Origin of the sequence: Paenibacillus pectinilyticus (assembly GCF_001700435.1) — a bacterium.
GTDB classification, from domain to species: Bacteria; Bacillota; Bacilli; order Paenibacillales; family NBRC-103111; genus Paenibacillus_E; species Paenibacillus_E pectinilyticus.
This window is the reverse complement of sequence record NZ_LYPC01000002.1, coordinates 21,460-44,080: the sequence shown is the minus strand read 5'-3', so window position 1 is coordinate 44,080 and position 22,621 is coordinate 21,460. Positions and strand designations below refer to the sequence as shown.

General features: G+C 48.3%; 21 protein-coding genes. 18 read left to right on the top strand and 3 right to left on the bottom strand.

What is annotated here, in order from left to right:
• The first annotated feature begins 26 nt into the window (after positions 1-26).
• A complete protein-coding gene (locus A8709_RS00445) occupies positions 27-1,178 on the top strand; it encodes a Gfo/Idh/MocA family protein (protein ID WP_065850254.1) in 1,152 nt (383 codons plus the stop codon).
• 20 nt (positions 1,179-1,198) lie between these two features.
• Positions 1,199-2,272: a Gfo/Idh/MocA family protein gene (locus A8709_RS00440; RefSeq protein ID WP_065850253.1), complete on the top strand. Its 1,074-nt coding sequence runs from the start codon at positions 1,199-1,201 to the stop codon at positions 2,270-2,272.
• On the opposite strand, the gene A8709_RS00435 is transcribed toward A8709_RS00440, so the two are convergent.
• Complete coding sequence (locus A8709_RS00435; protein WP_084224578.1) at positions 2,217-3,143, bottom strand: LysR family transcriptional regulator; 927 nt, start codon at positions 3,141-3,143, stop codon at positions 2,217-2,219. The two genes, A8709_RS00440 and A8709_RS00435, sit on opposite strands and share 56 nt — an antisense overlap.
• A gap of 117 nt (positions 3,144-3,260) precedes the next feature.
• On the opposite strand from A8709_RS00435, the gene A8709_RS00430 reads away from it, so the two are divergent.
• The 4 genes from A8709_RS00430 (at position 3,261) to A8709_RS00415 (ending at position 7,794) form a co-directional block, all read left to right on the top strand.
• Positions 3,261-3,440, top strand: coding sequence for a hypothetical protein (locus A8709_RS00430; RefSeq protein ID WP_065850252.1), 180 nt, complete (start codon positions 3,261-3,263; stop codon positions 3,438-3,440).
• Positions 3,441-3,529: 89 nt separating this feature from the next.
• Entirely contained in the window at positions 3,530-5,200 is a 1,671-nt protein-coding gene (locus A8709_RS00425) for a DNA repair helicase XPB (RefSeq protein ID WP_065850251.1), read from the top strand.
• Positions 5,201-5,218: 18 nt separating this feature from the next.
• The gene (locus A8709_RS00420; protein ID WP_065850250.1) at positions 5,219-7,294 is read left to right on the top strand and encodes a helicase-associated domain-containing protein; all 2,076 of its coding nucleotides are present in this window, start codon (positions 5,219-5,221) and stop codon (positions 7,292-7,294) included.
• A 62-nt stretch (positions 7,295-7,356) separates the two neighbouring features.
• A complete protein-coding gene (locus tag A8709_RS00415; protein WP_065850461.1) occupies positions 7,357-7,794 on the top strand; it encodes a YlbF/YmcA family competence regulator in 438 nt (145 codons plus the stop codon).
• Positions 7,795-7,805: 11 nt separating this feature from the next.
• Here A8709_RS00415 and A8709_RS00410 read toward each other — a convergent pair whose 3' ends face one another.
• Positions 7,806-8,810, bottom strand: a complete 1,005-nt coding sequence (locus A8709_RS00410) for an asparaginase (RefSeq protein ID WP_065850249.1) — start codon at positions 8,808-8,810, stop codon at positions 7,806-7,808.
• Between the two features lie 47 nt (positions 8,811-8,857).
• Here A8709_RS00410 and A8709_RS00405 point away from each other — a divergent pair, with 47 nt between their 5' ends.
• The 5 genes from A8709_RS00405 to galU all read left to right on the top strand — a co-directional run bounded on the left by A8709_RS00405 (position 8,858) and on the right by galU (position 12,638).
• Positions 8,858-9,121: a YlbG family protein gene (locus A8709_RS00405; protein ID WP_028558190.1), complete on the top strand. Its 264-nt coding sequence runs from the start codon at positions 8,858-8,860 to the stop codon at positions 9,119-9,121.
• 246 nt (positions 9,122-9,367) lie between these two features.
• Positions 9,368-9,805, top strand: a complete 438-nt coding sequence (locus tag A8709_RS00400; RefSeq protein WP_065850248.1) for a hypothetical protein — start codon at positions 9,368-9,370, stop codon at positions 9,803-9,805.
• 117 nt (positions 9,806-9,922) lie between these two features.
• Positions 9,923-10,834: a selenium metabolism-associated LysR family transcriptional regulator gene (locus A8709_RS00395; protein ID WP_065850247.1), complete on the top strand. Its 912-nt coding sequence runs from the start codon at positions 9,923-9,925 to the stop codon at positions 10,832-10,834.
• A 68-nt stretch (positions 10,835-10,902) separates the two neighbouring features.
• On the top strand, positions 10,903-11,760 hold the full coding sequence (locus A8709_RS00390) for a PHP domain-containing protein (protein ID WP_244163057.1): 858 nt from the start codon (positions 10,903-10,905) through the stop codon (positions 11,758-11,760).
• Entirely contained in the window at positions 11,757-12,638 is an 882-nt protein-coding gene (galU, locus tag A8709_RS00385) for a UTP--glucose-1-phosphate uridylyltransferase GalU (protein ID WP_065850246.1), read from the top strand. The genes A8709_RS00390 and galU overlap by 4 nt, the downstream gene beginning before the upstream one ends.
• A gap of 154 nt (positions 12,639-12,792) precedes the next feature.
• Here the strand turns inward: galU and A8709_RS00380 are convergent, their stop codons facing one another.
• On the bottom strand, positions 12,793-14,571 hold the full coding sequence (locus A8709_RS00380) for an Rqc2 family fibronectin-binding protein (protein ID WP_065850245.1): 1,779 nt from the start codon (positions 14,569-14,571) through the stop codon (positions 12,793-12,795).
• A gap of 231 nt (positions 14,572-14,802) precedes the next feature.
• Between A8709_RS00380 and A8709_RS00375 the strand changes: the two genes are divergently transcribed.
• From A8709_RS00375 to rpoZ, 7 genes are all read left to right on the top strand, one after another.
• Positions 14,803-17,607, top strand: coding sequence for a calcium-translocating P-type ATPase, SERCA-type (locus tag A8709_RS00375; RefSeq protein WP_065850244.1), 2,805 nt, complete (start codon positions 14,803-14,805; stop codon positions 17,605-17,607).
• 167 nt (positions 17,608-17,774) lie between these two features.
• The gene (gene dapF, locus A8709_RS00370; protein WP_065850243.1) at positions 17,775-18,605 is read left to right on the top strand and encodes a diaminopimelate epimerase; all 831 of its coding nucleotides are present in this window, start codon (positions 17,775-17,777) and stop codon (positions 18,603-18,605) included.
• 28 nt (positions 18,606-18,633) lie between these two features.
• A complete protein-coding gene (locus A8709_RS00365; RefSeq protein ID WP_065850242.1) occupies positions 18,634-20,505 on the top strand; it encodes a bifunctional homocysteine S-methyltransferase/methylenetetrahydrofolate reductase in 1,872 nt (623 codons plus the stop codon).
• Between the two features lie 29 nt (positions 20,506-20,534).
• Positions 20,535-21,419 (top strand): YicC/YloC family endoribonuclease, encoded by an 885-nt coding sequence (locus tag A8709_RS00360; RefSeq protein WP_065850241.1) that lies wholly within the window; start codon positions 20,535-20,537, stop codon positions 21,417-21,419.
• A gap of 35 nt (positions 21,420-21,454) precedes the next feature.
• A complete protein-coding gene (gene remA / locus A8709_RS00355) occupies positions 21,455-21,715 on the top strand; it encodes an extracellular matrix/biofilm regulator RemA (protein ID WP_009672664.1) in 261 nt (86 codons plus the stop codon).
• Positions 21,705-22,343, top strand: coding sequence for a guanylate kinase (gmk, locus tag A8709_RS00350; protein ID WP_056612367.1), 639 nt, complete (start codon positions 21,705-21,707; stop codon positions 22,341-22,343). Before remA ends, gmk begins: the two co-directional genes overlap by 11 nt.
• On the top strand, positions 22,344-22,571 hold the full coding sequence (rpoZ, locus tag A8709_RS00345; protein ID WP_065850240.1) for a DNA-directed RNA polymerase subunit omega: 228 nt from the start codon (positions 22,344-22,346) through the stop codon (positions 22,569-22,571). It begins immediately after the preceding gene.
• Positions 22,572-22,621 lie beyond the last annotated feature (50 nt).

Sequence of the window (22,621 nt, the reverse complement as noted above, 5' to 3'; positions counted from 1 at the left end):
ATCTGACAAGAAAAAGGTGACGTACTGTGGAGAAAGTAAGGATTGGTATCGTTGGTCTGGGGAACATGGGAACCGCACATGCCAAATATTTGGTAAAGAATGAAGTGAAGGGCGGTGTACTCACAGCTGTTTGTGAACCGAGAGCCGATCGTCTGGAATGGGCAAAAGAAAACTTAGGTGAAGGCGTCCAATTATTTGACAATCTAGACGACTTTTTAGCTTCAGGACTCATTGATGGGGTTTTGATTGCAACACCTCACTATGATCACCCTGAAACAGCTGTAAAGGCATTCCAAGCAGGTATGCATGTTATTTGTGAGAAACCAGCAGGTGTGTACACGAAGCAAGTACGTCAAATGAACGAAGCGGCAGAAGCTTCAGGTAAAGTATTCAGTATGATGTACAACCAACGTACAAATCCCTTATATAAAAAGTTAAAAGATCTTGTTTCTTCTGGAGAATTAGGTGAAATTCGCAGAACGAACTGGATTATTACGAATTGGTATAGATCCCAAAGTTATTACGATTCAGGCGGCTGGCGTGCAACTTGGGCTGGTGAAGGCGGCGGTGTTCTGATCAATCAGGATCCGCATCAACTAGACCTGTGGCAGTGGACGATTGACATGATGCCAAAACGCGTTCGCGCATTCTGTTATTTCGGTAAACACCGGAATATCGAAGTCGAAGATGATGTAACCGCATTTGTTGAGTATGAAAATGGTGCAACTGGCCTGTTCGTCACGACAACAGGTGAAGCACCAGGAACGAACCGTTTCGAATTGTCCGGCGACCGCGGTAAAATCGTTGTTGAAGACGGCAAATTGACATTCTGGCGTTTGCGCGTTTCTGAAAGAGAATTTAATGAAACCTACAAAGGCGGCTTCGGCCAACCAGAATGCTGGAAATGCGAGATTCCAGTTGAGGGTACGGAAACGGGCCACATGGGGATCACGCAGAACTTCGTTGATGCGATTCTCCACGGTACTCCGTTGATTGCACCGGGAGCAGAGGGCATTAAAGGCTTAATGATCTCCAATGCGATCATGCTTTCAACGTTCACCGACAACTGGGTGGACTTGCCGATCGACGAAGATCTGTTCGAGCAGCATCTGCAAGAAAAAATCAAAAATTCCAAAACCAATAAAGAGACGGGCTCCTTTAAAACACTGGATGTCTAAGACCATGGAGGAAATCCGAAATGCAAAAAAATGATGGCATGACGTATGCCCCGAAAGGGAAACCGAACCTTGTTGTACAAAAAGGAGAGTTTACCTTTGCAGTCATCGCGTTAGATCATGGTCATATTTATGGCATGAGTAACGGGCTCTTAGAGGCTGGTGCGGAGCTGAAATGGGTCTACGATCAAGATCCGGCGAAAGTAGCTGCTTTTGTGGAGAAGTTCCCACAGGTGAAGATAGCGGCTTCTGAGCAAGAGATTTTTGATGATCCAGAGGTAAAATTAATCGCTGCAGCAGCTGTTCCTTCGGAGCGGGGCCCTCTGGGGATCCGTGCCATGGAGCATGGTAAGGATTATTTTACAGATAAAACGCCATTTACTTCCTTGGAACAACTTGCTGCTGCTAAGGCTGCGGTTGAAGCAACGGGACGTAAATACGCCGTGTACTTCAGTGAGCGTCTTCACGTGGAAAGTGCCGTGTTTGCGGGTCAATTGATCGAAGAAGGCGCAATTGGGCGCGTTGTTCAAGTGATTGGTCTTGGACCTCACCGGTTGAACGCACCAAGCCGTCCGGACTGGTTCTTCGAGAAGGATAAATATGGCGGTATTCTGTGTGACATCGGAAGTCATCAAATCGAACAGTTCCTGTACTATGCGGGCTGTAAGGATGCGACGGTTGCCAGCTCTAAGGTTGCGAATTATCATGCGAAGGACTATCCAGAGCTTGAGGATTTCGGCGACGCAACGCTTATTGGAGACAATGGAGCGACGAACTATTTCCGTGTTGACTGGCTGACACCAAGCGGCTTGGGGACATGGGGAGATGGACGTACATTGATTCTGGGAACGGAAGGCTATATCGAGCTGCGTAAGTATATTGATATTGCACGTGATCCACAGGGAGATCAGCTTTACCTCGTCAACCAACAAGGGGAAAAGCACTACAGTCTTCATGGACAAGTAGGCTTTCCTTTCTTCGGTCAGTTGATTTTGGATTGCATCAACCGTACGGAAACGGCTATGACACAAGCACATACGTTTAAAGCGGCTGAGCTATGTTTGATTGCGCAAGAAAAAGCGGTTCGTGTGGAATAGTTTCGCACATCAATTGAATGAAGTTTTTCATGGGAACGGATAGTTGTCGTTTGGCATGATAGCATAATTGCACAGTCAGTTTGAAATTCGGGTAGTTGAGCGGAAGTATCGCCAGCTGCCCGTTTTGCGTTTCCGAAGCAACCGTCGTTTTGGGAAGCAGGCAGAGGCCAAGCCCATACATCGCGCACTTCTTGATCGTTTCATAACTATTGATCTCGTATGTAAGTGTATAGTGCACGTTGTGCTTACGAAGCATAGTTTCAAATAATTTCCGGCAGCGGCCCCCTGAAGGAGACATTAAAATCTCTGAACCATTCAGATCTTCTGGCACGATCGAGGATTTCATGGCTAAAGGATGATCAGGAGCTGCGACAATGACGAATTCTTCTTCCTGGATCTTTCTAAAAAGAAGATCAGGGTCGCTAAGCTCGCGATCGACAATGAATCCCAAATCACATTCTCCCGCCTTCAGCGCACGGAACGTGTCATTTTCCAATAATTCGTTGATCGTGATGGTGATGTTCGGAAAACACTTCTTGAACGCCCCGAGAAATGGAGGCAGCATATAGGAGAAAAGCGTTGTTTCGTGTGTGCCAATCATAAAGCTGCCTGTCGTTTGACCCGCAACATTGATTTTGGATTCCTCATATAGCTTCAGGATTTTAGCTGCATACCGCAGTAAAATTTCCCCCGCAGGCGTTGGCCTCATCTTCTTATCGATCCGTTCAAATATTTCTACGCCGTATTCGATTTCCAACTTTTGAATTTGTGAGGTTACACTAGATTGGGCATAGCCGAGCTTTTCGGATGCTTTCGTATAATTTTGCCATTTGCCTACTTCGAGCAGTGTTTTGTATAACGTAAGATCCATATGTATGCACTCCTCAATTATCACAAATTTCGATCGAAACGATCATTTATTATAGATAACTCTGGTCGTTCCTCTCATGTTAAAATCAATTCCAACCAAAGGATGGGGGGAATTACCATGTGGAACTTATACGACATAGAGAAAAAATACGAGGCTCATGTGAAAGAATTAGAAGAGCGCTCGAGGAAAGCCCACTTGCACATGAAAGAGGAGAAAACCGGCCTGCGTCCTCGTGCGGTAGTTCGTTGGTTGTCGCTCGCTGTTATTGTTGTACTCGGATATTTAACGCTGAAATAATCCCTTTGGGTTACGTTAGCATGGGGTCCATGTTTAAATCAAGTACTTTCCTTTCATACTAAGGAAAAAGGGGGAGTACGCGATTGACTATGGACCCATCCAAGCCTCTGATCATTCAGAGCGATTTATCTATTCTCCTCGAAACGCATCATCCCGAATTTGAAATGCTCCAGGGCAAGTTGGCTCGATTCGCCGATTTAGTCAAAAGCCCGGAGCATCTTCATACGTATCGAATTACGCCCTTATCCTTATGGAATGCTGCTGCGGCAGGCATGGCTTTGGAAGACATGACATCTTGCTTACAGCAGCATGCCAAATTCGGTGTTCCTCCCGCTGTACTTACTCTTATCCGCAAATACACGAAACGATATGGCATTCTGCGCATGTTACATGTGGGGAATGAGTTGTTTCTGGTGAGTGATGATACCGTCGTTTTCAAAGAAATAAGTGCCTACGATTCGTTGAGCAAATATCTCTCAGATACCCGTGGCGAACGGGCTATTGCTATATCACCAAGCCATCGGGGGATTTTGAAGCAAGAGTTGACGAAACTCGGCTATCCTGTGGAAGACTTGGCGGCTTATCGCAGCGGCGAATTTCTGGACATTCCATGGCGTGACGATGACACGACCGATGAACCCTTCCAATTGCGCGAGTATCAAAAGCAAGCCGTGGACGCTTTCGGACGTGTGGATCACGGAGGGAGCGGCGTTCTGGTGCTGCCGTGCGGAGCGGGGAAAACTGTGATCGGTATTGCCGCGATGGCAAAGGCTAGCTGCGCGACACTGATCCTTACCTCCAATGTCACATCTGTGAAACAATGGAAGCGGGAGATTTTAAGCAAAACAGGGCTGACCAGTGACCAAGTTGGCGAGTATAGCGGAACTTCGAAAGACATCAAGCCAATTACTATTGCCACCTACCAAATTCTAACGCATCGCGCTAAAAAGGAAGATGAGTTCTCCCACTTGCGTTTGTTTAGCGAGAGGGAATGGGGCCTCATCATATATGATGAGGTTCACCTGCTGCCTGCACCGGTGTTCCGGGCGACGGCTGACATTCAAGCTACACGCCGACTAGGTTTAACCGCTACGTTGATTAGAGAAGATGGATTAGAGAGTGATGTTTTCTCATTAGTTGGTCCGAAAAAATATGACATGGCGTGGAAGCAGCTTGAAACGATGGGGTGGCTGGCGAAGGTTACTTGTCAAGAGGTGCGCGTGCCGCTCTCGCTTCAGGATCGTGACATGTACAGCGCTTCGGAGGCAAGGCATCAGTTCCGCATAGCTGGGGAGAATGTTGCAAAGCTAGAAGTGATTGATTATCTGCTTCGGCAGCATCCCGATGAACCCACTTTAATTATCGGCCAATATATTGATCAGTTGGAGCAAATCTCAGCCCACACAGGTGCGCCCATGATCTGCGGGAACGTCCCGCATGAACATCGTGAGGAGCTGTATGAATTATTTAAAAAGGGCCTGTTGCCGCTCCTTATTGTATCGAAGGTGGCTAACTTCGCGGTGGACCTGCCGGATGCGGCGATCGCCATTCAGGTCTCAGGCAGCTATGGCTCCAGGCAGGAGGAAGCGCAGCGGCTTGGGCGCATTCTTCGTCCGAAGCGTAACGGTGACAACACAGCCGTCTTTTACTCCCTCGTTAGTTCCGATACGAAGGAGCAGGATTTTGCCATGAAACGGCAATTATTTCTCGTTGAGCAGGGCTATCAGTATGAAATCACAAGTTGGCAACAAGAGGTGTGAGAAAGGAAGGCGTACAGGATGAAGTACGAGCAGATTGATCGGAAAATGCCGCCTGCCATGAAGGAACGTATCATAGGACAAGCGTGGTGTTCTTCGCTGCGTACACAAGGAGATCGACTAGCGGATGTACTGACATCACCTAGCCATCTTTCCATATTGAACGAGAAGCTCTCTTCAGATGAGCGGCGCACACTGCGTCTGATCTTGTCTACGTTCGGCTGTCTCTCTTTTACAGGTGAGAGATTGGAAAAGGAAGCCGCACAGCACATGGCAGGTGCTCAAGTGAGCTTGGGTTTAATGGGGCTTCGGCAGTATGGGATCATTGTCGCTTTTCGTAAAGCGTGGGGGGAGCAGCTTTTTGTCCTTCCGGAGGATGCGTTTGCGGGGTGGCAATCTCTGCTCTTGCCTTCGTTCAGTACCCCGATTGAGAACACCGATCGTGACTGTGAGTTCGATGTGCTGGCAGTAGGGGATGTCGGAGAAGATAGTCGCTTGAATGAAGAAGAAGTAGTTAACCCAAGAGGATTAGCACAGCAATTGTTTCATTTCATGGTAGCCTGCTCACGGCAGTCGTCACTTTCCCTTACGAATAAAGGCACCCTACATAAAAAGCAACTCCTCAAACTAACTGAACATGTGAGCCTGCCTAAACGCATACTTACAATGGCTGGACTTACTTATGCATTCACGGACGTGTACGACGAGCCTTCCGCATTAATCATCGAAATGGCTATCCAGATGGGCTTTCTTCTTAAAAATGAGGCTGGCGATGCCCTGATTATCGATGAGGATGCCTTTCAAGCTTGGCTTACAGGATCCTACGACCGTCAACAAGCACAGCTCTATCAGATTTGGCGGCAGGCTCTAATACCGGCTCCTGTCTGGTTAGAGCATGGCATTGCTTTGATGGAGCAGGCTGAGGCTGCTGACGGGCAATGGTTTGAATTAGACAAGCTGGTCCAAGTTATCCAAGCTTGCTGCTCAACTGTATTGGGGGGGCAACGAGGGATGGACAATACCGTGGACACGGCTCTTCGTCCTGCGTTCATTTCCGCTTGGGTACAACCGCTGTCTGTGTTTCGCTTTCTTGAAGTAGGGAAGGATGAGCACGAACATGTATGGCTCCGTTGGCTCATCTCGCCGCGGCAGCAGAATACGTGTGAGACGGCAGTGAGCCTCTATGCCCATCAGACCCCTTCTCTTTATGTGCAGCCTGACTATGAGCTATTATTGCCTCCAGATGCCTCACTCTTCACGGAGTGGGAAGTTGCGGCATTTGCAGACATACAGCATTCGGATCTTGTTCGTACTTACCGATTGACCAAAGAAAGCTTTCAACGTGCACTCGATCATGGGCTGCAAAGCGCAGAAGTCATACAGATGTTACAGCGTAATGCTTATTACGAAGTGCCGGCAGGCCTGATAATCTCGTTGCAGCAATGGGAAGAACAGAAAGACAAGCTGTACCTGGAGGAGGTCACCTTGCTTCGCTGCCAATCCGCAGATATTGCGGATGCCTTGCTCCGAAATGAGAAATGCCGTCCGTTTCTTGGTGAACGAATTGGAGAAGCTAACTTTATTGTGTCTCGCGATGTGTTGAAACTCTTGACCAAATGTTTGGAATCGATGGGATTCCATCCCAATAGAAGTATAACGAAGAAGCTTGTTTTGAATGTGGAGGAGGCACCTTCTTTAACTGAGCCTACGCGAGGACTTTGTTACTCTAGAGACACGATCCAGCTCTATGATATTGATCCGCATTTGCCGCAAAGAGATGATTTATATCCGGACATGCTCAGCATTCCCACTAGTTGGACGAAAGAATTCCGAGATTATCATGCCTCGACGAGGAAAGATATTATTCGTAAAGCCATTGAGTGGCGGAGTGTGCTGCAATTGCGCAAAGAAGGGCGGGATTGTTTCATCATCCCGCGGATGCTGCGAGAGGACCGGACGGGCTGGCTGCTGGAAGGCTGGGAAGAACATCGGGATATTTCTTGGCAGGGGGATGAATGGAACGAGATGAAGCTCATTTTACCAGGAATCAATGATGCAGGCGTGAGAGAAAAGGAAGAAACTCTTGGCGAACTGTGATATGATAGAAGTGTTATAGACTTTTCGAGAGAAAGGATGGGGTTGTCGTAATGTTACAAACAATGGAAACAGAAACACTGGATATGTCGGCTGTCCTAATGCAGGCCTATGACATGGGTGACATGATTAATTCTTCTGCGGAAGTTGCAGATTATTTATATTGGAAGACGGCTGTCGCGAACAGCAAGGAAGTCAAAGATTTGCAGGCTGTCTTCGCAAGGAAGAAGGATGCGTTCGAGGAATGTGAACGATTCGGGCATTACCATCCGAGCTATCATGATGCTTTAGCGGCGGTAAACGATGTGCAGGAGAAGCTTCTAGCTGTGGAAGCTGTTCGTAAATATAAAGAAGCTGAGGATCGGTTGGACGATTTGCTGTTCACGGTCTCGTCGACGATTGCTCACGCGGTGTCGGATTCCATCAAAGTACCGAGCAACAACCCATTGCCAACCGGCAAAGGCTGCAGCTCCGGTGGAAGCTGCAGCGGGAATTGCGGGTAGTGCCCTAACGGCTACAGGCTGAAATCGGGTCGGATGCGTCCGACCTCGGTTCCTTGCCAGTTATGAACCGCTGGGGTATGGAAGGAAGCCAATTCGCTGACTTCGGCCTCTGATAGCAGCTTGAGCTGCTTCAGCGCCTCAATGACCGCGGGATACAAGGCGCGCAGATTGCCGTCTTCTACTTTTAAGACGAATCCTATCGCTTGCTCTGGGATGGAGAGGGCGAAGATGCCTTCAGCACCCATCTTACCAACGATTCGACCCTTCGTTACCTCGATTAATCGCGTGTCGAAGCGATCGCTTCCTGCGAGGAATTGAGGGTATTTTCGCACAGCATTGACAATTCTCTGGCAAGCGTTTGCACGCTCTGTGGATAGCCCTTCAGGACTGCCCAATCGGGCAAAGGCAAGCGCCAAACGGTCTATGGTCATGCCGAACACCGGCACACCGCAGCCATCGGTTCCAAGCGCTATCTGTGCTTTAGGCACATCCGACATCGCGCACACTGCTTCTAGCATAAGCTGCTGTACGGGATGCTCAGGGCTCATGTACGTATCGGGCGAAGCGCCTAAATGGCTGCTAAGGGAGAGCATACCCGAATGTTTGCCCGAGCAATTGTTATGCAACGTTGAAGGGGATTCACCCCGTTCACGCATCGCCTGCGCGGTTGGCGCGTGATACGGCTCATGCGCACCGCATTGGAGGTGCTTGGCATGGTACCCAAGCTTGCCTAGGATGCCCTGGGCGGTGCTTACATGTTCGGCTTCCCCATTGTGGGAAGCGCAGCATAAGGCAATTTCGGCCTCGGTTAGGCCGAAGTGATCAGCCGCGCCGGATTCAATAACCGGCAGCGCTTGAATCAGCTTCGCCGTGGAGCGGGCGAAGGTTAAGAATTGAGGATCGCCTGCACTGTGCAGGAGCGTGCCTTGGGTGTCGACGACAGCAAGGTGAATACGATGTATACTTTCAGTTATGCTTCCGCGATAGACGCGGACGATCGAGTCTGATGGCTTCATGTTGTGAGATCACTCCATACTAGGATTATTGAAAAGAGGTTGCAATCATGATGATTGAGCGAAGCGGATTAATCATTTGGGTGAACGATATCAAAGCTGCCAGAAATCTAGAGCGGTTCGGTTCCCTTCATTACATATCCAAGAAAATGAATTACGCAGTTCTTTATATACATGCCAGCAAAGTGGAAGAAACCACACGCAGTCTGCTAAAGCTGCCTTATGTGAAGAAGGTAGAGAAATCGTACCGCAATGAAATCAAAACCGAATATAGTAGTGATGTACCTGACAAAACTAGATTTTACACGCTTTAAGCCTGCAGTGCAAAATGAAAGCTTCGTGAGAAGCTTTTTTTTATTTCCGACCAAAGTCCAAGCGTATGGACATAAGTTATCTTAATTTTCCGAAAATTAGGCATACATTGCTGTCTTCATAAATACTTATTAATAATTTTATATATTCTTACATGGGAAAAAAAGTTATAATATAGTAAAATATAACTTACATACAATCAGGGAGTAGGTATTTGGTCCCATTTGATTAGGAAAGGGGATGTGGTCATGAAAGATAAGGTTATGGGGAGATGGAGTACTTACGAACCATTCTTCGTTCAGCTAGGTGACAAGAAAGTAGCGGATATCGTGATCACGAATCATGCTAAACTAAGATGGAGCGATCGTATCTCCAGTAATAACAATTCACTTGAGGAAATTTGTGCTTTTCTATGGGAAAAGCTTAAAAATGATAGCATGGTCCCGTATTATCGCAATGAAGAAGATGTATATTTAATTGATGATGATTTGGTGGTCGTCGCAGAATTTTCACAGTTGGAACATGAGACTGATCTTGTAGGCAATCCACTGCACAAAATGATCATTGTTACTTTCCTTGGTAAAATGTCAGAGACCATGGAGTTACGCGATTTAAAATCGTACTATTCCTGGCTTAGACACTCTCGCCGTATGACTTTGATCAAGAACAGTCGCAAACGCCGCTAATCATTCGAATGATTCGGAGTATGTCTGTCAGGTTTGGCAGACATACTCTTTTTGGCGTCTTGATGGACTGTACGTGATTGATTTCATATAATGGAAACAAAGAGAGGCGGTATACGCATGGCACTTAATTTTCATCAATTACACATTTTCTATACCGTTGCGGAAAAAGGGAGTTTCTCACATGCAGCAGGTGCCCTACATATGACACAACCCGCTGTGACGATGCAGGTCCAGTCACTTGAAGATTATTTCGGTGTGAAGCTCTTTCACCGGAGTACGAAGAAGATCGAGTTGTCCGAGGCGGGACGAGCACTGTTACCTTTTGCCAAAAACAGCATTGAACTCATCCGTGATACCGATGTCGCAATGTCAAGATTTACAATGATGATCGAAGGACGGCTTCAACTTGGCGCCAGTTTGACGATGGGGGAATATATATTACCGCGGCTTCTAGGCCCGTTCAGTAAGGATTATCCGAACATTTCCGTTTCGATGAAGGTCATGAATACGACGCAGATCTTAGACGAAGTACTGGGTCATCAACTGAATTTCGGTCTTGTTGAAGCGCCGATTCATCACCCCGACGTGCACACCGAACCGATACTCAGCGATGAGCTTCGTCTGATTGTACCTTCTGACCACCCGTTAGCGGATGTAGAGCTTGTTACGTTAGAGGAGCTCTTGAAGTACCCATTCGTCCTGCGTGAGCAGGGTTCAGGTACAAGACGCGTGATGGAGGAAGAGTTCGCTCGTTGCAATATGGATTGTTCCACGATGAAGATTGTGATGGAGCTTGGAAGCACGGGAGCTATCAAATCCGCTGTGGAAGCGGGATTGGGCATCTCTATCTTATCGCAATCGTCCGTGAAACATGAGGTGACCCTTGGCCTTTTTAAAGTGAAGAAGATCGAGAATATCGTGTTTGAACGCAGCTTCTATGCGATTTATTTAAATTCGACGCTGCTGCCGATCTCGGCTGTGAGTTTCATGACTTTTTTGAGACAAGAAGATTTAAGTCGTTTTCTTTAAATAGAAGTGAACGCATCCCTGAACTGAATGTTCAGTGATTGGCGATTGCAATGGAGGAGGCAATTCAGATGGGGAATCGAATGGAAGCGGATTTGCATTCGCATACAACGGCTTCAGATGGGATTCAAGCTCCTAGAGCTAACGTGCAAATGGCTTTAGAGGCTGGTCTGGGCGCTATCGCGATCACGGATCATGATACGATTTCCGGCGTAGCGGAAGCACTAGCGGCTGGCTCTGAATTAGGCTTGATTGTCGTGCCAGGCGTAGAAATTTCAACCGTTGCGAACGGGCAGGACATTCATATTCTTGGCTATTATATCGACATAGAGAACGAACAATTTCTACAACGGCTGGCGTCTCTCCGTGATACGCGTGATATTCGTAACGAGATGATTATTGCACGGTTGCAAGAGCTTGGGCTCGAAATAACCATGGACGAGGTCATCCAAGAAGTAGCGAATATTAAGCGAAAAGGGGACACCGTTGGCCGACCTCATATTGCTGCAGTGCTCTTGAATAAAGGCTATGTAAGCACGATTACAGAGGCGTTTGATCGTTATTTGGCTGCGGGAGCAGCCGCTTATGCGAATCCGCCGCGGATTGAGCCTGCTACGGCGATTGCGTGGATTCATGATGCGGGAGGCAAAGCAGTGCTTGCCCATCCTGGCATTTATCATGATGATGCGCTCGTTGAAGCCATAACGCTGCAAGGATTAGATGGCATCGAAGTCTATCATGCGGATCACTCTCCTGATGATGAGTTGAGGTATCAAGCGCTAGCTGAGCGAACAGGACTGTTGATGACTGCGGGCTCTGATTTCCATGGTGTACGGGATGGCGTAGCTTTCCATGCGGCCATTGGTTCAAAGCGTATTGGTATTGAAGTGCTTGATCGTTTACAGCCGTTGAAGGAGGAGCAATTGTGAAAAAAATTCGTAAAGCCATCATCCCGGCAGCGGGACTAGGCACTCGCTTTTTACCTGCAACCAAAGCTCAGCCCAAAGAGATGCTGCCGATTGTTGATAAACCCGCGATTCAATATATCGTAGAAGAAGCGATTGAGTCTGGCATTGAAGACATTATCATCGTGACTGGTCGTAACAAACGTGCGATTGAGGATCATTTTGATAAATCTGTCGAGCTAGAGATGATGCTTGAAGAAAAAGGCAACACGAAGCTGCTAGAGATCGTGCAGTCCGTGTCCAACCTAGCGGATGTGCATTACATTCGTCAGAAACAGCCTCTTGGCTTAGGTCATGCTATCCTGTGTGCGCGCAAATTCATTGGTGATGAACCTTTTGCGGTTCTCCTTGGGGATGATATTCTGCAATCGTCGCCGCCAGGACTGAAGCAGATGATGGATATTTATGAGCAAACCGAAACGTCGGTCATTGCTGTTCAAGAGGTGCCTTGGGCGGATGTGAGCAAATACGGGATCATTTCACCTGCGACGAGTTACGCGAACTATCGTTTGATTGAGGATTTGGTTGAAAAGCCAGATCGCGATCAAGCGCCATCGAATTTGGCAGTTATTGGCCGCTACATCATTATGCCTGAGATTTTCCGTATTCTAGAGCGGCAAGAGCCTGGGCGCGGCGGTGAGATCCAATTAACGGATGCGCTGCGTGTGCTGAACAGGGACCAGCAGATGGCGGCATACCTGATGCAGGCGAACCGCTATGATGTAGGAGACAAGATGGGCTACATCGAAGCTACGATTGAGTTGGCCTTGCAGCGTCCGGATTTGCAAGAGCAAGTGAAGGCCTACTTACGTACATTGATGGGGCGGTTGGATTTGGAATAACCGCGGGAACCGAGTTGGGTAAGTAAGGTAACGAAAGGTGCTTATTGGTCTAACTGTAAGAATAACAAAAACCGCTCATCTCCAAATGGAGGTAAGCGGTTTTTTGCGCATCAACTATAGATCTAGATTAATTGGAGATGGGACGTATCCATGCTTATTTAATCGTAACTTTCAACTGCTTGATCTCGTCCTCTTCCGGCGTGACATACAGCGTCTTCTGATTCACATAGATTACGAATCCAGGCTTTGAACCATTCGGCTTATGCACATGTTTGATCGTGGTGTAGTCAACGGGAACTTGACTGGAATTTTTGGCTTGGCTGAAATAAGCTGCTAGCTGTGCCGCTTCACGCAGTGTGGTGTCGCTGAATTCGCCGCGAATGACGACATGGGAGCCAGGAATATCTTTGGTGTGCAGCCAAGTATCCATCGAGGACGCAAGTCGATTCGTGAGATACTCGTTCTGTGTATTATTTTTCCCGACATAGATCGGAACGCCCTCGGTAGACTCGTAGCACGCTAAAGCAGGCTTATCTTTTTTCTTTTTCTTGCGCTGCTTTTTGTTGCGGTCACGCACATAACCTTGCTCCATAAGCTCGTCGCGAATCTCTTCAATGTCTGGTAAAGAGGCGACGCTCAATTGCTGCAGCAGAGTGGTGAGGTACGTAATTTCTTGATGCGTTTGGACGATTTGCTCCTCGACGATGACCGTGCTGTTCTTCAGTTTCGTATATTTTTTAAAATAGCGCTGCGCATTCTCTGCCGGTCCTAGTAACGGGTCCAAGGCGATGGTGATCATAGCCTGATCTTCATCATAATAATTGATGGCTTGGACGTCTTTGTCACCTTTCTTGATCGTGTGTAGAGAAGCGGTCAGCAGTTCACCGAGAATCCGGAATTTATCCGCATCTTTGGAATCTTCTATCGTTCCCTGGAGTTTTTCCAGTTTTTTAACATTTTTATTCACTTCATTTTGTAAAAAACGCAATAAATCCGATACCCGCTGTTTGACGGTGTCGCGCTCTGCTTTGTCGCCATAGAACTGCTCCAAACATGCACTTGGCGTCGGATAGGACTTGGACGTACCGTTAATATGCGTGAGTGGCGTCATCGCGAAGAAGAGCTTTCCTGTCTTTTCTTGCTCGACGATCACGGGTTCATAACGATCTTCGCGCATAGCGGACATCACGCCATCGAAGGCCTCCCATAGCGATGCGACATCAATGTCGCCAGTTTCTTTCCCCTGAAGGCTCCTGAACACAATTTCCTTCGCAATCAAAGGGCTCAGTCCGCTGAAAGCAGCTACGAGCTTTTGCTCGGGCTTGACTTCCTGTGTGTCCAGTTGGCCTTCCTCATCCGATTCCTTATCTTCGTCCGGCTCAATCGCGCTCGCAAATGCGGCAGCATCTATTTCTAACGGATTTAGCTTATCTTGTTCGGGCGGTGTTACATATTTGCTTCCGGGCATAACCACACGGTAGGAACTGATCGCTGGCGTCACATGATGAATGCCATCCAGAATCGTATCTGTCGCTGGGTCGAGAAGAATGATGTTGCTGTGCCGTCCCATAATCTCAACGATAATGTGCTTGAGGGAAATATCACCTAATTCGTCGCGATGGCGAATCTGGAAGCGAATAACCCGTTCCATGCCGATTTGTTCCACGACCTCAATGACGCCGCCTTCACAATATTTGCGAAGCAGCATGCAGAACATTGGCGCATCCATCGGATTCAGGGATACTTGTTCCGTCGTTTGAACGCGCGGGTAGGTGGGATTGGCGGAAAGCAGCAGCTTCACGTTCTGCCTTTGCGTGCGAATTTGCAGCACGACATCGTTTTCGCTCGGTTGATGAATTTTATTAATGCGGCCTCCGACATACATTTGTAGTTCGTGAACAATTGCATGAAGGACGAGTCCGTCTAAAGCCATGATACATACAACTCCATTCTGAGGGGCTCCTTGGGAGGTTATGCGTTCACCTCATTGCAAGGAGCTGCGTTGTTGAAAACGTTACTAACCTCTATGATGCCATACTTTTCACAAAAACTTAAGGGGTGCTGGGGAGGAAAGATGATTTCAGGGATATTTTCCTGCTTGTCTGAATACAAATACGTATAAGAGTGAGACAAGATCAAGTGGAAGTAGGAGGGTGAAGGGCGGATGAGTCAGAAGAAGTGGTACCAGTTGAACTCGGAAGATGTCTTGCAGGTACAGCAGGTGGATATGCAGCAAGGATTGCCCTGGGAAGAAGCATGGAAACGGCAGGCCGAGGTAGGGCGAAACGAGCTCTCAGAGGGGCAGCGAGTCTCGCCTATCACACTGCTTTTGAATCAATTTAAAGATTTCATGGTGCTGGTTTTATTGGGGGCTACCTTGATATCCGGCTTGTTAGGTGAATATTTAGATGCGATTACGATCGTCGTCATCATTGTGATGAATGCGATATTAGGCTTTACGCAAGAATTTCGAGCGGAACGCTCACTGCGTGCTCTGAAGGAACTATCAGCCCCGAATGCGAATGTCTGGCGAGAAGGAGCCGTTCATCAAATTCCGGCACGTGATTTAGTTCCGGGTGACATCGTACTTCTCGAAAGCGGAGACCGCGTTCCCGCCGATGTGCGATTCCTTGAAACGAACGGCGTCTATATTGAGGAGTCCGCACTAACGGGCGAATCGATTGCTGTAAGCAAATCTATCGCAGCGATCCCTCATGAGGAAGTGCCGCTCGGAGATCAGCGTAATCTGGGCTTCATGGGCACCATGGTGTCTCGGGGGACGGCGAAGGCCGTTGTCGTTCGTATCGGGATGAGCACAGAAATGGGTAAAATTGCGGACCTCATTCAAAATACAGAATCGATGGAAACACCGCTTCAGCATCGTTTAGAACAGCTGGGTAAAATTCTCATTATCGTCGCTATCGCCTTAACGATTCTCGTTGTTGTTGCAGGTATTATGCATGGACAACCACCATACGCCATGTTCCTGGCTGGTGTTAGCTTAGCCGTAGCTGCCATTCCTGAAGGTCTCCCAGCGATTGTAACGATTGCGTTAGCGCTTGGCGTACAGCGCATGATTAAGCGGAAAGCGATCGTCAGGAAGCTGCCGTCTGTTGAGACCTTAGGCTGTGCATCCGTCATTTGCTCGGACAAAACAGGAACGCTGACGCAAAACAAAATGACGGTCACCCATCTATGGGTTGGCGGTGATGTGCTTGAAGTAACAGGGGATGGCTATGCCCCGGTCGGGAACATCCTCCTTAGCGGACAACAAACGGACGTACATAAGCATCCTTCTCTCACAAAGCTGCTTCATGTATCAGCGCTTTGTAATAACGCGACGTTATTCGAAGAAAAGCAAGAAACGAAACGCAAGAAAGGCAAAGAGGGCGCAGAAGGGCCTGCCTCGATTTGGAACATTAAAGGCGACCCAACCGAAGGGGCCTTAGTGGTTCTAAGCGCGAAGAGCGGGATTACCCAAGATTCGCTGAGGGAAAAATATAAACGCATCGCCGAATTTCCTTTCGACTCGGAGCGTAAACGGATGTCGGTGCTGGTCTCCTCCGAGCATGGCCGCATGGCTTGCACCAAGGGAGCGCCAGACGTGCTGCTGCAGCATTGCAGCTATATTTTATGGGACGGCAAGGTCATTCCTTTCACATCGACACTGAAGCAAAAGGTCATTTCTGCGAATGAAGGCATGGCGAAATCAGCCCTGCGTGTGCTCGGAATCGCCTACAAAGATCTTAAGAGCAGTGATCGCTATGAAGAACATGATGATGTTGAAAATGGTTTGATCTTCGTTGGTTTAACGGGCATGATTGATCCTCCGCGCAAAGAAGTGCGAGATGCGATTTCCAAGTGTCGCAAAGCGGGCATTAAGACCGTGATGATCACAGGTGATCATCAAACGACGGCGGAAGCCATTGCGAAGCAGCTTGGGATGATTCCAGCCAATGGGGTCAGCATGAGCGGCCAGCAGATTGGCCAGTTATCGGATGATGAACTCGATGCTAAAGTCAATGATACCTATGTATATGCTAGGGTATCACCTGAGCATAAATTACGAATTGTGAAGTCACTTCAACGTAACGGGCATGTCGTTGCGATGACAGGGGATGGCGTCAACGATGCGCCTGCGATAAAAGCAGCGGATATCGGGATTGCGATGGGGATTACAGGTACAGACGTATCCAAAGAGGCTTCTTCTTTAATTCTTAGCGATGATAACTTCTCTACGATCGTTGCAGCGATTGAAGAGGGGCGCAGTATTTATGAAAATATTCGCAAATTCATTCGTTATCTGCTGGCATCTAACGTTGGCGAGATTATGACGATGTTCATTGCGATGATGGCGGGATTACCGCTGCCGCTTGTCCCTATTCAAATTTTATGGGTGAATTTAGTCACGGACGGATTGCCAGCAATGGCGCTAGGTGTAGACCAAGCAGAGAAAGACTTAATGCAGCATAAACCGCGTTCCGCTAAGGAAAGTATTTTTGCAAGACGGTTAGGTTGGAAAATTATTTCCCGTGGTCTACTTATTGGGGTGTGTACCTTAGGTGCGTTCTGGCTTGTGCTTCGTGTAAATCCGTCGGATGCCCAGACGTTATTGAAAGCGCAGAGTGTCGCGTTCGCGACCCTAGTAATGGCCCAGCTCATCCATGTATTTGATTGCCGCAGTTCACGTTCTATTTTCCATCGGAATCCTTTGCAAAATAAATACCTCGTGCTCGCCGTGCTCTCATCGCTCATTCTCATGCTCGGTGTCATGTATGTGGATGCCCTGCAACCTATTTTCAAAACTGTTCCACTCGGATGGAAAGATTGGATTCTTGTGTTGATTGCCGCCGGTATTCCTACCTTCTTTATGGGTCTTGGCAGCGTGCTTTCACCAAAGCGTACCAAAGGTTCAAGAGGGTCAAGCTCCTCTGTGTATAATAAATCATCTAAGCCTAGTTTCAGATAATAGGATGAGGGAATAAGCTGCCGTGAGGCGGCTTTTTTCTTGCACGCTTATGAGAAAAAGACTTGTGGCGATTTTGAGGCTACGAGGAGCTAGAGGGGCAAAGGGCTATGCATAACGGTGATTTTACGCTATGATAATGGCTAAACCGCACATAGGGGTGCTTTACAATGAATTTTACGAAAATGCATGGGCTTGGCAATGATTTCATCGTCGTTGCAGGCGAGAAAGAGCTTCCTGCCGGGGCGGACCAGCTGGCGATTAAGCTTTGTAATCGATTTTTCAGCATTGGTGCCGATGGCGTTGTCTTTATTTTGCCTTCTGAGAAGGCTGATTTCCAAATGCGCATTATCAATTCGGATGGATCCGAGGCCGAGCAATGTGGCAATGCGATCCGCTGCGTTTCCAAATATGTGTACGATCATAAATTAATTGATGCGACGGAAATTACGATTGAAACGATTGGTGCTGGTGTACAAAAAGTTCAAGTACAAGTGCAAGACGGTAAAGTCGTAACGGCTCGCGTAGATATGGGAGCGCCGATTCTACAAGGTCTTCAGGTGCCAACGACAGTTGATGCGAATGAAGTCATCGACTATCCGATTGAAGTGGAAGGTCAGGCATTCCGTTTTACAGCCGTTTCTATGGGGAACCCGCATTGTGTGATTTATGTGGAGGATGCTGTTCATTTTGACCTCGCAACATGGGGGCCTAAATTAGAAGCACACCCGATGTTTCCGCGTAAAATAAATGTTGAATTCGCTACAGTGCGCAGCCGTACATTCACGGATATGCGTGTATGGGAGCGAGGCGCTGGGCCTACACTTGCTTGCGGAACAGGAGCTTGCGCTACGCTTGTTTCCTCCGTGCTTAATGGATTATCAGATCGCGAAGCGACGGTTTCACTCAAAGGTGGAGATCTGTTCATCGAGTGGAGCGAAGCGGACAATCGCGTTTACATGACAGGACCTGCAGAAGAAGTGTTTACAGGCACTGTTTAACATGTCGGATAGATAGGGGAAATCGTTCATGAAATTGGATCTTCGTTCCGCATTGCAACGGGAAATATTGACCGGTGACGGCGCTATGGGGACATACTTATATCAGATGGGATTTCCTGTCGGCATTTCGTATGAAGAATTGAATTTGCTCAGACCGGAAACGGTCGCTGACGTGCACCGCCGTTATTTTGAGGCAGGTGCTCGTCTTATTGAAACGAATACGTTTTCGGCGAATCGCGAGAAGCTGTCGAAGTATGGCCTCGAAGGTGATGTTGAAGCGATTAACCGCGCGGGTGTGGAATTGGCTAGGAATGCGGTTGGTGACGATGCTTATGTCGTTGGCGCCATCGGCTCGATTCGTGCGGGTAAGCGGAAAAATGTTCGTACCTCCGAAGTCGAAGAATCCTTGCGCGAGCAAATCAGCATCTTGCTAGACTCACCTGTGGACGGGCTGTTATTAGAAACCTTCTATGATTTGGAAGAGCTGCAACTGGCACTGCGTATTATTCGCAGCATGAGCGGGCTCCCTGTCATTTGCCAATTTGCAAATGAAGGCACGGGAAGTACTCAGGATGGTGTTCCGCTGCAAGAAGCGTTCCTGCGCCTGCGTGACGAAGGCGCCGATGTGATCGGCTTCAACTGCCGCGTTGGCCCGAACGGGATCCTTCGCTCGATGGAGAAGATTGCGCCGATTCCAGGCATTCCGTTCTCGGCGTTCCCGAACGCCGGGTTGCCCGACTACGTGGACGGGCAATATACGTATGCGGCGACGCCTCAGTATTTCGCGGAAAGCGCGCTGCGCTTTGCTGATCTTGGCGCGCGCATCATCGGCGGCTGCTGCGGCACGACGCCGGAGCACATCGCCGCTGTAGCGAAGGCGCTGCAAGGCTACGTGCCTGCGGCACCTGGCACAGTCTCCGCGCCAGCCGTGCGCGTGATTGAGCCGGCACCGGCGAAGCCTGCGCCGCCGGCAGGCATTCCATCGCTGCTGGACATCGTCAAGCAGCGCAAAACGGTCATTGTCGAGCTCGATCCTCCGAAGGATCTCGACATCGAGAAGTTCATGCAGGGGTCCAAAGCCCTGCAAGAGGCCCATGTCGACGCCATTACAATGGCCGACAATTCACTGGCCGTGACGCGCATGAGCAACCTGGCACTGGGTTACCTCGTGCAGGAGCGCCTTGGCGCGCGCCCACTGATCCACATCGCGTGTCGTGACCGCAACATGATTGGGACGCAGTCCCATCTCATGGGCTTGCACGCGCTCGGTATAGACCACGTGCTGGCCGTGACCGGCGATCCCGCCAAGTTTGGCGATCTCCCCGGGTCCAGCTCTGTGTACGATCTGACCTCATTCGAAATTATTCGGATGATTAAACAGCTCAACGAAGGCATCGCCTTCTCAGGAAAGCCTTTGAAGCAGAGGGCTAATTTCGTAGTCGGCGCCGCATTCAATCCGAATGTGAAGCATTTAGATAAAGCGGTTCAACGATTGGAGCGCAAAATCGAAGCAGGCGCGGACTATATCATGACGCAGCCTGTGTACGATGCTAAGCTCATTGAACAGATTTACGAAGCGACCAAGCATTTGCAGATTCCGATATTCATCGGGATCGCACCACTGGCTAGCGGCGGTAACGCGGAATACTTGCACAATGAGGTTCCGGGCATTCGATTATCCGATGAAGTCAGGGCGCGCATGGATGGGCTGAAGGGGCCAGAAGGCCGCGCAATGGGTGTGGAAATTGCAAAAGAACTGCTGGATACTGCTATGGAATACTTTAATGGTATCTATCTCATGACGCCATTTCTAGCGTATGAAATGTGCGTGGATTTGACGAAGTATGTGTGGGAAAAGTCGAAAAGGCATGATTTCCACTTGTACCCACTTTCAAAATGAATTAAAATAGGGTAATGGATGTGATTAGAATGATTTGCAGTATGACCGGGTTCGGACAAGCGAATCGTTCTTTTGCGGGATACAACGTGTTTATCGATGTGAAATCGGTCAATCATAGGTATAGTGAAGTGTCGATTCGTTTGCCTAAGGAATGGGCGGCTTTCGAGGACGCTTTGAAGAAAACGGTTTTGCAAGCTGTGAAGCGAGGGCGTGTAGATGTCTTCATCACGGCGGAACGTGAGTCGGCTTCCCCGAAGAGCGTAACGGTTAATTTTGCTTTGGCAGATGCTTATTTGGAAGCAGCCGAGCAATTGAAGCTACGGTATGGGATCGCGGGGCAGGTTGAGCTTCAAGATTTATTGAAACTCCCTGAGCTGATTCAGATGAAGGATGTACGTCAAGAACCAGACGAAGAGATTGAACATGAACTTTGTGCCTGCTTACAGGAGGCCGTTGCTCAGTTATCCGCGATGAGACGCCGCGAAGGGGAATTCCTAGAGCAGGATATTCGTGAACGGTTGGCTGAGATGAAGCGAGTTCATTTGGAACTTGAGGCTCTAGCGCCTCAAATTGTCCAAGAGTATGCGGCGAAGATGACGAGTCGCATCCAATCTCTCGTACTTGATGGGATTCCTATGGATGAGCAGCGCTTAGCGACTGAAATTGCGCTATTCGCAGATCGTTCCAATGTGGATGAAGAATTGACACGCTTGAAGAGTCATTTTGGGCAATGTGAAGATTTGCTTTCAGAGAAAGAGCCTGTGGGCCGTAAGTTAGATTTCTTGATTCAAGAGATGAATCGGGAAGTGAATACGATTGGATCCAAGTCGAATCATGCGGAGCCTACGGCTAGAGTGATTGCGATGAAAGCAGAGCTTGAGAAAATGCGGGAACAAATACAGAATATCGAGTGAAGTGTGCGTGATGCTTCGCGAGGAGGAAGTCCTAGATGGCTATCAAATTAATTAATATCGGGTTCGGCAACATCGTATCGGCGAACCGCATTATCTCGATCGTAAGTCCGGAATCGGCTCCGATCAAGAGAATCATTCAAGAAGCACGTGATCGTCACATGCTGATTGACGCTACATATGGTAGAAGAACCCGTGCCGTTATTATCACGGACAGCGATCATGTGATTTTGTCGGCAGTACAACCAGAGACGGTAGCGCATAGACTTTCGAATAAGGACGATGATCATGACGAGTAATACGAACACTCTTGAGCGTGAGAGAGGTATTCTGATTGTTTTATCCGGTCCGTCTGGTGTCGGTAAAGGCACGGTTTGTGCGGCGCTGCGCAAAGTTGCTCCAGATATCGTCTATTCGGTATCAGCAACTACACGTTCTCCTAGACAAGGCGAAGTAGACGGAGTGAACTATTTTTTCAAAACCCGTGAGCAATTCCAACAATTGATTGAAACGGATGAAGTGTTGGAATGGGCAGAATACGTGGGGAACTTCTACGGAACACCTAGACGTTTCGTTGAAGAGACGTTGCGTTCTGGGCATGATGTAATCTTGGAGATTGAGGTGCAAGGTGCACTTCAAGTCAAACAGAAGTTTGATGAAGGTGTATTTATTTTCTTGCTGCCGCCATCTCTGGATGAGCTGGAGAATCGCATTGTTACACGTGGCACGGAAACGGATGAAGTGATTCGCAGCCGCATGTCAGTGGCTATTGATGAGATTCGTTTAATGGAACACTATGATTATGCGATCGTGAATGATCATGTGGATACCGCGTGCGCGAAAATACAGGCTATCCTAGCGGCAGAGCATTGCAAAAAAGATCGTATGTTTCCCAAAATCGTACAATGGATGGATGAGGTGAATTGAATGTTATACCCTTCAATTGATAAACTGCTTGATATCGTGGACAGCAAGTACTCCCTAGTTGTTGCAGCTTCCAAAAGAGCTAGATCCTTGCGTGATGGTGCGAAGTCCGATTTGAAAGGTCAAAAATCTCATAAAAACGTGGGTCTTGCGTTAGAAGAGCTTTATGGCAACTACATTGGTTACGAGAAAATTAACACAAACGAGAGCGAGAAATACGCGAAGAAATAAACTGTCTTACCCAACAACCCTCGTGGTTGTTATTTTTTTCTCTAAACGCG